The sequence below is a fragment of the Christiangramia sp. 3-2217-3z genome (genome assembly GCF_051195275.1).
Classification (GTDB): Bacteria; Bacteroidota; Bacteroidia; order Flavobacteriales; family Flavobacteriaceae; genus Christiangramia; species Christiangramia marina.
In genome coordinates this window covers 96,403-109,786 of sequence record NZ_JBNJLI010000009.1, presented here as the reverse complement: position 1 = coordinate 109,786, position 13,384 = coordinate 96,403, and the positions used below count along the sequence as shown (strand labels likewise).

Below are 13,384 nucleotides of genomic sequence, written 5' to 3'. Positions count from 1 at the left end.
AGCTTATAATGAAATTAACAAATGCAAGGGTTATGTTCTGAAATAACATCCAGAAATTGTGAATTGCTCTACTAGACACAGTTCAAAAGCAAAAACCCTGATCTGTAATCAGGGTTTCTGCTTTTTATAGTAATCAGGATAGATAATTCCAGATCATTTACTTCCAGAAATTTACTAAAGCCTTTGCAGTTGGTTCTGCAGACAATGGATTTTGTCCGGTTATTAATAAACCATCAACTTCTACATGAGAAAGGAAGGGAGCGCTTGCACTATGATATTCACCTCCCAGTTCTTTCAGTCGGTTCTCAAGTGTATAAGGAATATTGTCCATTTTAAGCGACAATTTTTCTTCAAGATTTGAATAGCCGGTCACTCTCTTTTCTTTTAAAAAGCTCGGTTCAATTTCAGCAGCCTTGATGAGTGCTGCAGGTCCATGACAAACTGAAGCTACCGGTTTGTTACTTTCAATAAACTCCAGGATCAATTTCCCGCTATCATGATTTGAGGCAAGATCGAACATGGGCCCATGCCCACCAGGAAAAAATAAAGCATCATAGTTTTCTGCGGAAACCTCAGACAGAAGTTTTGTATTATTTAATGCATTTTGAGCCACTTCATCATCTTGAAATCTCCGATTGGAACTAGTGATATGCTCGGTCAGTTCACTCATTGGATCAATAGGCGGCTTGCCACCCATAGGACTGGCGATCTCTATTGAATAACCTTCATCCTTAAAAACATAATATGGATCTGTAAATTCTCCAATCCATAAACCAGTGGTACTGTCGGTATTTTCCAATGCTTTGTGAGATGTCACCACCATCAATATCTTTTTCATAACGAGATTTTTTTGATTTAATTGAAATTACCAAAAGCCCCCGAAATTGAAGTTTTCCGTATCATAAATCATTTATAAATTTTCATAATCCTAAATTTTGAATGAGCTAAACGGTAGATATTTTTTAAGTGCCAGAGAAATGTAATTTAGCTCCGATACTTCAATTTGGCAGTAAGTATCTATTTTGAACTATCCTGAAGGAGAAGATCAATGTTCTCAAGTATGTCTTCGAATCTGAGAATATCTTTATCCAGCACCGTCCTTATCTTTTCTTTCATCCTCAGGATATTTCCGGAATTAACATCAGCTCTTTCCAGGTATACAGTTCTAAAATATTTGATCTGGTTGGTGATATAGTCTCGATAATCTCCAAAGAAATTTGAATCAACCAGTAATCGATTGAAGTGTTCGAGATTTGCCGATTCATTTTTTGCATAATAACGGTTTAAAGCAACCAGATTTACTTTCTCCAGGAATTTGTCATTCAGGGAAACTGAAAGCACAGGATCAACCACTTCGTCCAGATCCAGTGATTCTCTAAACTCCCGTAGATCTGCAATCGCGTGATGTATGGAAGATTTTAATCCGGGTAGGGAAGATTTGAAGAATCGATGTGCATCTGTGGCTTTATAATCTCGCTGCACCTTGTAGAGCCAGAATGCGATGATAAAGCCGAACAAGGTCAATAAAACTGCTGTGCCATCCATGAGCATAGACCATTGATTTGGGTCCAGGCTCCATTTTTTAGATAGGATATAATATTGCTCTTTCTGTTGAATCACTACTGAATTTCAATTGTTTCAGCTTTTAATATATGCAATATTCAGAATTAATGGATGTTCCCATGTCCAGTATTATTTCTGAAGCTAACTTCTTCCGAAGTAGAAAAGGTAAAGAGAATGGGATCAGCTGAAGTGCAAGTTAATGTAATGATAATTAACGTTTTGTAATAAGATCTGCAGCTACTTTTACTTCTTGTTTTGAAGACTTGAATCAACGATCTAATTATCAATAATTAATATGGAAACTATCATAAAACGCTCACCAGGAATGGGATGCATCATAGATGAAGAGCTTACCACCTTTCGCGTATGGGCTCCAAATGCCGAGAAAATATTCGTCACGGGAACCTTCAATGAATGGAACGCCGAAGACCTGGAACTTGAACATGAAGAAAATGGTTACTGGGCTGGTACGACCGATAAGGCAAAGCAAGGCGATGAGTACAAATACGTCATCCACAATAATGGTGAAACCTTCTACCGCAATGATCCCTATGCTTTTGAGTTCACCAATAGCGATGGAAATTCTGTAATTCGCGATCTTAACTTTGATTTTGGTGATGATCAATATCACTTGCCCTCCTTCAATCAATTAGTAATTTATGAACTACACGTAGGAACTTTCAATAGGAAATCGGAAGATACTGTTGGAACTTTTGAAGATGTTATCGAAAAACTGGATTATTTAAAAAATCTGGGAATCAATTGTATAGAACTGCTTCCGGTAGCTGAGTTCCCGGGTGGAGAATCCTGGGGTTATAACCCGGCGCATCCTTTCGCCATAGAACAGGATTATGGTGGACCAAACGGACTGGCAAATCTGGTTAAAGCTGCTCACCAGCATGGAATTGGAGTGATCATGGATGTTGTCTATAACCATTTTGGCCCTTCAGATATGGATCTCTGGCAGTTTGATGGCTGGTCGCAAAATGATAAGGGTGGTATTTATTTCTATAATGACCATAGAAGCGAGACTCCCTGGGGTGACACCCGTCCAGACTATGGCAGGGAAGAGGTAAGACAGTATTTAAGAGACAACGCCCTCATGTGGATAGAGAAATATCGTTGTGATGGATTGCGCATGGACGCGACTTCCTATATTCGTTTCGAAGGTGGAGGTTTGGGTGAAGACACTGCTATTGAAGAAGGAAATCAAATGATGCGCGAGATCAATGCTGAAATTCAGGAGAAATATCCTCATATTATTACTATTGCTGAAGATCTTAAAGGTCATGATATGGTAACCGATACTATCGAAAATGGCGGAATTGGTTATGGTTCCCAATGGGATATGAATTTCGTACATCCCGTACGTGAAGTACTTACCGATACACATGATGATAGCAGGGATCTGGAAAAGATCGCTGGTGCATTACAGTTCGTGCAAAGCAAAGATGCTTTTAAAAGGATTATTTATACTGAATCTCATGATGAAGTCGCCCATGGAAAAGCAAGGGTGCCCGAAGAAGTTCAGCCTGGTGATGCCGAAAGTGCTTTCGCTAAAAAGCGAGCTCTGCTTGGGATAGTACTCACACTTACTGCTCCCGGAATTCCTATGGTATTTCAGGGTCAGGAATTTATGGAAGATTCTTATTTCCAGGATACTGTAGAACTCAACTGGGAGAAATTAGAAAAGCATCAGGGAATTTCCAGATTGGTAAGTGATCTTATTAAAATAAGAACAGGAGAGATCGTGGGCTATGAAGGTCTAAGACAACAGCCTATTGAAATCATACACTTGAATAACGATTCTAAAGTTCTGGCATATCTTCGAGGAGAAGAGAACTCCAAAGTTTTAATAGTTATAAACTTCAGTAATACAGATTATACCGAATACAACCTGGATCTTGCTGAACAGTCCAAATGGAAGCTGCGTTTAAACACGGTAGCTAAAGAGTATGATGATGATTTTTCAGAAATGGAAGTTCATGATCCGGAAATACAATTGGAGAATTTAGAAGAAACGAACACGGGAACTTTTGAAATTCCAGGATATTCCGCACTCATCTTTATTCAGGAATAGACTAGTAGTTCAATATTCCCGCTAATTGGCGGGAATATTAATTTTCTGAGGATTTTTTATTTTTCAACTCGCGATTCCAAAGTCGAAAACGTGTTCTCAGCTTTCGTTCTTTCTCTTCATCACTTTCTTTATTCTGAATTAGCTGAAGGTAAAACTTCGCTCCTGCTTCTTTGTAGGTTTCTTTTTCAGGTAATTGAAGTCCGTCATTAGACTTCAGGTTTTTCCAGGGTAGGGAAAGCCAAATATCAAAATATTCATCCAACTTGAATTCTCCTTCAGCATACAACTGTAAAGCTGAAGATTGTATCTGTGTTCTCGGAACCTTTACTACGCCATTTTCAATCCTGAAAGTTTGAGTTATTGGTCGGAACCGCAGGTTTTCAAAACGCTCTTCTTTCATTAGAACTACCGACTCCAGAACTGGCTTAAAATTGTATAGTTCCAGATCTTGTAGGTCGAATACTATGCTGCCGTTCAGTGAGTTGATATCTATGTTGCCGTTTGACAATAACTTAGTTCTGGCATCAATTTTCAGATCAAGTGTTCCTGCAATTTTTTCAGCAGAACGTAATTCTTCCATATTAAGATAGTCGAGATCTGCTATAAGCTTTTGAATATCTATAGCTTCGATCTCTGTCATCAAATGTACAGGAAGCACTTCCGATGAATCAACACTAGCGAGAATTTCAACATCAATTGATCCTTGGTGGTAACTGAAGTTCGTATTGGTCAGTTCAAAATTGCCATCAGGGTCAAAACTCAACTTGGCATTAAAATCTGAAACTCCCAGCCCTTCAATGATAACGCTGTCCAGGGTGACACTGGCCGTTGGAAAATAAGAGTCATTAATATTCCTGAGAATATCCTTGAGATTAGTGACTTTAAATTCAGATCTAGTCTTTTTCTTTCTCTTCGAGGTATCAGAGCCTATAAATTCAGCAATATCCTTACTATCCAGGTAGGGCGATCTAATCATGAAATTAGAAGTATGCGCAAGTTCCAACTGTTCATTATTAATAAAATTCGAAAAATGATCGATAGTACCTGTGATATCGATCGAACTTTTACCAGGTAGATCCACATCGAGTCGATCAAGAGTTGCAAGATCATTCTTAATCATCAAATGCAGGCTGTCCACGGGGATTTGAAGCTCTGTTTCATTGATCCTGACAAGGGTCGCACCAAGTTTTAGGTCACCTTCAGCATTAGAATTAAGAATACTAAGATCCTGTGCCTGTCCCTGGTAACTTCCGGTAAACTCAAAATCACCAGAACTTAGTTCAAAGTTAACGGTATTTAAAAGCTCATTAAGATCTTTGGATTTTCCATTCATGGCGAAGGAAAACTGGAAGTCAAAAGGATTTTCAGATTCAGTATTCATCACAGGCTGCTTTGCAGTAATTGAGCCCTGAATACTGGCGCGGGTGTCTTTAAATTGAAGATTGAGATCGTCCAGTTTAAGGATCGAGTCATTTTCGAAATTCACAAAAGCCTGAAGATTTTCAGAAATAAGATCATTGAACTTTACGGAGTCTAACTCAACCTGGAACTCTGGATGAAACTTATAAATATCCTTGAATATATTTGAAACATGTGTATTCTTGTTGATATCCTTCAAACTGTTTCGCTCCATTTCAGCAATGGATTCCAGCCACTGATCCATATCAATGTAATCTGCATCCAGTTTTACAGCAATACTTCCAGTATCGGTATCTTCCTCCAGTAGGAAAGAAGCGAAATCTGTGATCTTACTCTGTAGATAAATTGGGTGATGACCTATAGTTTCCAATGCAAATCTATCGATCTGGATATCGCTCTTCTCAATTTCTACATGCAAGGTATCCATGGCGAATTTCAATTCAGCCTCGGGATAGTATAATTCTGTGCCAGATAATTGTAGATCACCTTCAGCATTTCTCAGCAACTCATCGAAGTGCTGAACGTTACCCGTAAATTTACCTTGAAAGGCAAAATCACCCTTTCGCAAAGAAACCAGTTTAATATTGAATAGATCCTGAAAAACTCTGATAGAGCCTTTCGAATCTGCGGTTACATTTATAAAAATAGGCTCCCGAGTATTCTCTTTGACTTCTGGAACCCGAACACTTCCGGAAAGCAAAGTTTCTGCATCCTGGTAATCGAACTGAAGCTGATCGAACTGAATAACTTCAGAATTGCTTAGATGTACCCGAGCTTTTAAATTTTGAAATAAGTTATCCTGGTAGATCACAGAATTTATATTCAGCTGAAAGCCAGGTTGAAATTTTTTATAGATCGTCGCCAGTGTTTGATGCAATGTCTTTAAATTATCCTGATCACCTTTATTTTCTGAAGTGAATTTAGTGGCCGTATTGATGAGGTCATCAAGATTAAGAGCATCGGAGTTTAAAATAAGACTGGCCTCTGCAGGCGTTGAAGGGTTTGAAACCATTAACGCTGAAACATTCTTTACTTTACCTCTAAAATTCAAACTTTCCCCATTGGGCAGGTCGATTTGCAATTGCCTGAGAATGGAATTGTTGTTATCCAATTTTAGATCAAGACGCCGCAGTGGTAACTGTACATTGTTTTCCTTAAGAGCTACCTGGGTATTTCCCATAGTAAATGTCCCTTTGGCAGCATTAAGGATCATATATGGATCATCGATATTGCCATCTATGGTTGCATCCAGAGAAAATTGCCCGCCCTTGAAGCTGAAGTTCTCGTGATCAAGAGTCCTGGCCATGGTTTCATTAGAACCTTTGACCTGTACATTTGCCCTGACCTGGTTTCTTAGATTCGCCGTAGACTGGTAATAACTGTCCTGAGCATTTACCTGAATATCTTCCAGATTCGCTGAAAAATCTTTAAAATAAAGCTTGATATCTCGCTTGCCGGGTTGTTCCGCCAGAGAGTCTGTCGAATTTAGGTTGTTCGTGATAATTCCGTGCGACTGTACGTTTTCCAGTTCAAGTTCCTCGAATAGTTGAAGCTTATTCTTATTCGTACTGAAGTCAACATGGATAAAAGGAACGTCTCCGTATGCAAATTTTCCTTTTAGTTTCAAATTGGTAGCGATGGGATCCTGAAGCTGGTATGGTTTTACCTTAGCGGCCAGGGAATCTGCCAGGAAATGCTGGATCTTCTTGAAATCTGTTAGCTCATTTTTTAGACTGAATTCGTATGCTGTAAGTTTATCAAACACGAATTGAGCTTCAGCTTCAAAATTTTGATCATCCAGCCGAAGTTTAAAGGCTGGCAAATTCAGCGTATTATTGGATTTTTTTAGTTCAAATTCAGGGTTTCCCGTGGCCAGGGCTCCATTGATAAAATTACCTTTTCGGGTATTGAAGCCAAGATCGTTGATAAAAACTTCGTAGGTTATATTTCCACTAATGACTTCGTCATTTGATCCAATTTGTCCGGAAACATTTTCTGCAACAAGATCGAAATACTTGTGAAGGATTTTATTTTCAGCAATAAAGTGAACGTTCTGCAGCTGAAAATTCGTTTTATCAGGGTGAACCCAGGAGGGAAGGTCAAATCCGCTGTTCTGTTCGAGTTGCTTGATAAGCTTCAGTTCGATATACTGCTGCAGATTTTTTTCAGTAATAACTTGCGTATGAACACTGGCATCTCTAATCTTGATTTTACGAAACTGAATATTTCCCCGCATCAGGTCTCTTGCAGCGATATTCACATCTGCTCGTGCTAGCTTAATGATGGTTCTCTTATCCAGAATGGTATCAAAACTACTTTGTTTGACATCCTCTATACTGAAACCAACATTTGGAAAACCGGTAATAAAATTTGCGTTTACCTCTCCAATTTCCAGAGTCCCGTTACTATTCGCCTCATACCATATTTGAAGCTCATCAATCAATAGATCCCGACTAAACCATCCCAGTGTGAAAAGAAACATGGGCGCAAGAAATAGCAGACCCAATGCAATAAGGATGCGTTTGATCCAATTAGGCTTATTTTTCTTTTTTTTCTTGCTGGTATTATCCACAGATTTGGTTAAGCTCTTTCCAGGTTAATCAGGTGAAATCTTAGTGATCCAAAATACATTAAAAATGAATTGGTTCCACATTTTCATATGAAACCAATATCAGGATACTATAATTAAAATTCTTAGCGTATTTCCTTCAGAATAAGCACTGGTAATTTTGGATCAAAATCGATATCCTCGATAGCCGCTTTATTGAATATCTTTCCGAAGAATCCTTGTTTTCTTTGATACAACGCAAGAAAATCACTTTCCCTGCTTTCAATGAATAAATGCACTCCGGTTGTAGGACTGGTTTTAGTAAGCATATGATAACTGGTATTTACCTTAGCCAGTTGCTTCAACAGGTCTTCTTTATTCTTCTCCTGATCGGTTGATAGCGCTTTCCCTTCCGTATTGATATAGAGTACTCTAATGGAACATTCTGTATTTTGAGCAAGTTCTATCAAATGTTCCAGTTCGCTTGGCTTGAAGGGCTTGCGTAAATTTGTTGGAAACACGATTTCCAGATTAGGATCGATCGCAGTTTCATATTTTTCCGGGATGACCAGTACCGGGCATTCTTTTACCTTTTCAGTGATCTTGGAGATCTTGTTATTCTCCGCAGTATTGATTCCCGCAGTATCGCCTGGCGAACCTACGATGATCATATCGATCCCAAGTTTATTCACCTGCTCCTGAATTCCTTCAACCAGACTGCCATCAAAACTTATCTGCTCAAATCGATGTTTTTGATTCTCTTTTCTGAAATTTAAGCCCTGCATGATCCTCGCGAGTCCTTTTTCAGAAACAGAGGCATTGGTTTCTTCATCATCCTCCTTGTGGATGGACATCGCTTCACTTAATGATCCGCGAGAGCTATAAACGTTAATTAGATAGAAAGTGCATGGAAATTTCTTGAAAAGCTTCATGGCAAAAATCAATGCGCTCCATGAATGTTTGGTGAAATTGGTAGGGACTAGGATCTTCTTTTCCATAAATAATGTGTGTAGTAGACAGTTTGAGTAAATATAATTAAACTCAGTGGTATGAAATTGAGCTTTGCAGTCACTTTGTGATAAAACCTGCTGAAAACAGGGAAAATAATCTTAATAGTTGCTTTTGTGTTAATTATTTAACTAATAGTGTCGATTCCCGTAAAACCCTGGCTTACAAATTGTCGTAAATATATTGAGACTTAAAAGAAGGAGGTTTATATGGAGAAATAAAATTTAAAACTATGGTTCAATTTTTAATTTTTAATCATTGAATTAGCCTAAGACAAAGCCGGAGAGTCCGGCTTTTCTCTTTTAAGTTATTTCTAGGCTACTATATCCCTGTCCATTTCTTGTTAATTTTATTTGCGTGGAAATTCTCTCTTTTAATGAATCAACGTGACTTATAATTCCAATGGTCTTGGAACTTTCGGCCTGCAACCTTTCCAGCGTATCCAGGGTTTGATCCAGTGTTTCAGGATCCAGCGTTCCAAAACCTTCATCGATAAACAGACTGTTAATTTCTACATTTTTAGAAGCAAGGTCAGACAATGCCAGCGCCATGCTCAGGCTGAGTATAAAAGTTTCTCCGCCAGACAGCGTTTTGACAGATCTTCGCTGACCACCCATGTGCTGATCTATTGCTACGAGTCCGTCGTCTTCCTGTACTTCAGGTTTATCGATAAGATAGCGATCATTTAGATCTTTTAAACGAACGTTTGCAAGGCTGAGTAATCTGGATAACGTAAGATCCTGGGCGAAATCGTTGAATTTTTTTCCTTTGGAATCTCCAATAAGCTCATTGAGAATACGCCATCTTTTACTCTGCTTTTCCTTTTCTAAAATTTCCTCTTGGAGTTTGGTTTTACGATTGATATTATCCTCGTAATTTTTAAGGATCCTATCGATTTCCTTACAAGCAGTATCCATGTTAGCTAGTTCAGTTGTCTTCTCTTTCAACTGTTCTTCGAGTATCGAACGCTCTTGTTCAGTTTCGATTTTTTTCAGTTTTGATAACTGTTCCAAAAGTGTTTTGCCAGAAGCATGAGCACTGGTTAATTGATCGGCGATCTGCTGTTTTTCCCTTCTAAAGCTGCTGGCTTCAGATTCGCTTAATAAAAATTTCCTCGCAGTTTCAACACTTTCAAAATCATGCTCTAAGCAGAAGGCTTTAAGTTCGCTTTCTACTTTCTCTTGATCTTCAGTGATTCCGGAGTATTGTGAAGTAGTAGTCATGATTTGCTCTTTGAGGCTATCTCTTTCCTGTAGAAGTCTGATCCAGGTTGTATGCAGTTGCTGTACATCATTTTGAATATTCGATCCTGAGTAAAGATTATCTATCTGTAATTTCAGGTTTTTACCAGCATCTATGATTTCCTGAATTTCGTCCACGATAGGCAGAGCATTTTTAAAAGCTTTGCGCAGGCGCGAAGACCTTTCCATTTTTGCCAGATCCTGGGATTTCTCTTCCAGACTGTTTTCATATTTCTGAAATTCTTCCTTAGACTTTAAATTGCTGAATTCCTCATAATTAGTACTCAACCGCTGAATTTGCTCTTTTTCCTTTAGTTGAAGTGCTTTCAACTTTTCAGAATACTCACTGAAATTTTTCCTGATATTTTCCAGTTTAGATTCTTCCCGCGTAAGTAGCTCCCGGGAACTCTCGTATCTTCTTGTCAGGCTGGCAATTTCAGTTTCCAGAACTGTAGTACTTCCCCCATTTTCTTCGGCAAGAGGATGATCAGTAGCTCCACAGAGAGGGCATGGCTTTCCATCTACCAGATTCTTTCTGTGTTCCTCCAGGCTCGCGCGTAATTTCAAATTTTCAAGAGAAAGCTGCTTGTTTGCCAGATCCGACTTCAATAAGGCAGTGTCTTTGAATAGTTTATTAATCTTTTCAGGAGCAGATTTGAGTTCAGGTTCCAGAATTTCCAGCTGCTCCATTATTGCACCAGACTCCTTTCTGCTATCCTGAAGCTCCATAAAATAACGATAGGCATCCCGCGATCGCTTCTGAAATACTCTTAGCTTTTCCATTTCTTCTGAAATATCTTCGATTGCCGCAATTTGATGTTTCTGAAGTAGCAGGTTTAATTCTGAAGAAATAGTGCTATATGCAGTATTGAGATTCGATTTTAATTCAGCAGCATCATCACTCACTGAAATCTCTGTATCTCTTAACTCTGTCTTTAACTGTTCTTTTCTGGTAGTGTAAAGAGAAAGCTTCTCTGCTCTTTTTTGTTGTAGATCCAGCACTCGTTGTCTAAAATCGGATATTCCTTTTTCCAGACTTTCTTCTGAAAGTTTTGATCCTGTAAGCGCTGAAGCATTTTCCACCAGCTCTTCAATATTCTTTTTTGTAGAGATGAGCTTATTGGAGAGCCTGGACTTTTCAGCTTCCAGTTCCTTTATTTTGGCGGTATTGTGAGACCATTCCCGAAATCTTTCAGCTTTGGGTTCGATCTTCTCATGGAATTTTAAACGTTTTCCCTGTTCCTTTTCAAAATCTTCTAGCTGTAATTTAGCTTTTTCTTCCGAAGATTTTAGAATAGAAAGTTGCGATTCCAGCTCTGAGACAGATTTTTTCAGCTCAATAGCTTTTTTGATACTTTCTATCTCAGATCTCCAGTTTTCGCAGATCTGTGATTTTTCCTTTAGATCTAGCTGTTTCTCAGCAAAATCTTCATCACTAAGCAAATTTTGATCTATGATCCTGATCTCGTTCTGCTGCTGAATGATCTCCTGGCTAGCTTCCTTATTCTTTTCAAAAGCTCGAATTCCAAGCTGTCGATAGATGCCGGTTCCAGTGATCTTCTCCAGTAATTCACCTCGTTCATCCTTCTTTGCCCTCAGGAATTGGGCAAATTCACCCTGCGCCAACAACACAGCTTTTATGAACTGGTCATAATTGAGACCAATCAATTCTTCATTCTTACCTGGGATCAATGACTTTTTCAAATCAATCAATTTGCCAGATTGATGATCATGAAGTTCCATTTCATAATCATTCAAATTGTTGTTTCGGTTTATTTCAATGGTCCATTGGGAACTGTAGATCCCGGAATTACAGCTATAGGTAATACGGGCCATCGCGTTTTTCTGGTTACGGGTAAGGATCGCTCCTTTTGTGGCAATTTCGTTTTTGGTAATCTTTCCCAATCTAGGCACATGATTAAACAATGCCAGCGAGATCACATCGAGAATACTGCTCTTCCCGCTACCTGTTGGACCAGTGATTGCAAAAAGCGAATTCGTGGTAAAAGGTTCTTTGGTAAAATCGATACTATGAGATCCCTTGAGGGAATTGATATTCTCGAATTCTATTTTTAAGATCTTCATTTAATTGCCGGTATTTCCAGAGTGAACTTCTTCAAGTATTTCATCAAAAGCAGCAATGATCTCATTTTGATCATCTCTAGAGTATTGGTGAGTAGCTATTAATTCAGCAAAAACATCTTTTGGCTTCAGGTCTTCCAATTGCTGATCCTCGTCATACAACTGGGAACTACCTTCTATCTGATTTTTAAACTGAACACGCTGTTTTACGATCTCGAAACCATCGGTTTGAAATTGATCTACTAACTGGTCCAGCGCATAGACTTGCTGTGCGTCATACTGTTCTTCTATAAGGGCTACTTCTATTAAAGATTTTAAACTGGAGTTATGCTCCAGTGAATTAAGTTTTAATTCCAGTTCGCTAAGATTTCCACTCAACTTTATAAGCTTCCTAAAATTCGGAATCGCAATGCTATCTGGTTCATAGCCGGTATTGGTATCCAGTAAAAGAATTCTTTTTTCATCGGCTCTTTCACTAAAACTAAGCGGGAATGGAGATCCACTATAAAAGACAGGTTTTTTTGCGGAAACTCTTTGAGGTTTGTGAATATGTCCTAACGCGAGATACTCGTAATAACTTCCGAATTGTGAAGCCCGGAAAGCAGCAAGATTACCAATTTGTATGTCTCGTTCACTTTCTGAAGATTCAATTCCCGCCGTAAATAAATGTCCCATGGCGATTGCAGGAATTCCCGGGTATTTGTGTTTGCAAATAGCTGCAGCTTCAGTAAAGACTCTTTCAATTCCCAATCTAATAGCTTCAATCCTATCTTCATGATTAGAAGCCTGTTCGCCACTTCTAAGATCGGCATCGCGTAAGTATGGAATCGCTGCAACCACTAGTTCTGTTTCACCGCTTTTATTTTTTACCGGAATGATCACTTCATCCAGATCTTGCGGCAGGCCGCCAATAACACTAAGATCTAGGGCCCGCATAATTTCCTGTGGAGCGTCCAGCATTGCAGGAGAATCATGGTTCCCACCGGTGGCAATAATCTTACAATTCAGTTTTTGTAAGCGAATGAGTGCGCGATAATATTGTCTTCGAGCTTCAGAAGACGGGTTAACCAGGTCAAAAATATCCCCGGAGATCAAGAGCAGGTCGACATTTTCAACTTCAATAAACTTGGTGAGCCAGTTGATAAATAGATCGAAGTCTTCACTAAGATCATGCTTATGTAGTTTCTTTCCAATATGCCAGTCGGCAGTATGAACTATTTTCATGCAAAAATTTTATAATGCTAAACTAAGCTGCACCTGTGACAGAACTTGTCGTCGCAAGTGAGGAGTCGTTGAATTTCAGGTAAGAAATTCGAGAAATCAAGATAGTGAAATTTGAGTTTCAGGAAAACCGGAAGCATTCAAAATAGCAGGTTTTTACCAACAATTTCTGTAATAAAGATCTGCTGTCGACCAGGGATATTAAAGTAGTAATCTTGAGAA

General features: G+C 38.8%; 7 protein-coding genes. 1 reads left to right on the top strand and 6 read right to left on the bottom strand.

Features of this window, described 5'->3' with window-relative positions; translation table 11 throughout:
- Positions 1-157: 157 nt before the first annotated feature.
- Positions 158-838, bottom strand: a complete 681-nt coding sequence (locus ACSHZO_RS14655) for a type 1 glutamine amidotransferase domain-containing protein (protein WP_298248100.1) — start codon at positions 836-838, stop codon at positions 158-160.
- A 179-nt stretch (positions 839-1,017) separates the two neighbouring features.
- The gene (locus ACSHZO_RS14650; protein WP_298248101.1) at positions 1,018-1,620 is read right to left on the bottom strand and encodes a hypothetical protein; all 603 of its coding nucleotides are present in this window, start codon (positions 1,618-1,620) and stop codon (positions 1,018-1,020) included.
- A 238-nt stretch (positions 1,621-1,858) separates the two neighbouring features.
- Here ACSHZO_RS14650 and ACSHZO_RS14645 point away from each other — a divergent pair, with 238 nt between their 5' ends.
- Complete coding sequence (locus ACSHZO_RS14645; RefSeq protein WP_298248102.1) at positions 1,859-3,643, top strand: alpha-amylase family glycosyl hydrolase; 1,785 nt, start codon at positions 1,859-1,861, stop codon at positions 3,641-3,643.
- Between the two features lie 37 nt (positions 3,644-3,680).
- On the opposite strand, the gene ACSHZO_RS14640 is transcribed toward ACSHZO_RS14645, so the two are convergent.
- The 4 genes from ACSHZO_RS14640 to ACSHZO_RS14625 form a co-directional block, all read right to left on the bottom strand.
- Positions 3,681-7,634: an AsmA-like C-terminal region-containing protein gene (locus ACSHZO_RS14640; RefSeq protein ID WP_298248103.1), complete on the bottom strand. Its 3,954-nt coding sequence runs from the start codon at positions 7,632-7,634 to the stop codon at positions 3,681-3,683.
- Positions 7,635-7,756: 122 nt separating this feature from the next.
- A complete protein-coding gene (locus ACSHZO_RS14635) occupies positions 7,757-8,608 on the bottom strand; it encodes a universal stress protein (RefSeq protein WP_298248104.1) in 852 nt (283 codons plus the stop codon).
- 312 nt (positions 8,609-8,920) lie between these two features.
- Entirely contained in the window at positions 8,921-11,944 is a 3,024-nt protein-coding gene (locus ACSHZO_RS14630) for an AAA family ATPase (RefSeq protein ID WP_298248105.1), read from the bottom strand.
- Positions 11,945-13,165 (bottom strand): exonuclease SbcCD subunit D C-terminal domain-containing protein, encoded by a 1,221-nt coding sequence (locus tag ACSHZO_RS14625; protein WP_298248106.1) that lies wholly within the window; start codon positions 13,163-13,165, stop codon positions 11,945-11,947.
- Positions 13,166-13,384: the final 219 nt, after the last annotated feature.

Bases quoted from the DNA above. Each gene is read 5' to 3' on its own strand.
- ACSHZO_RS14630 (WP_298248105.1), bottom strand. From the start codon at position 11,944: ATGAAGATCTTAAAAATAGAATTCGAGAATATCAATTCCCTCAAGGGA.
- ACSHZO_RS14625 (WP_298248106.1), bottom strand. From the start codon at position 13,165: ATGAAAATAGTTCATACTGCCGACTGGCATATTGGAAAGAAACTACAT.
- ACSHZO_RS14645 (WP_298248102.1), top strand. From the start codon at position 1,859: ATGGAAACTATCATAAAACGCTCACCAGGAATGGGATGCATCATAGAT.
- ACSHZO_RS14635 (WP_298248104.1), bottom strand. From the start codon at position 8,608: ATGGAAAAGAAGATCCTAGTCCCTACCAATTTCACCAAACATTCATGG.
- ACSHZO_RS14655 (WP_298248100.1), bottom strand. From the start codon at position 838: ATGAAAAAGATATTGATGGTGGTGACATCTCACAAAGCATTGGAAAAT.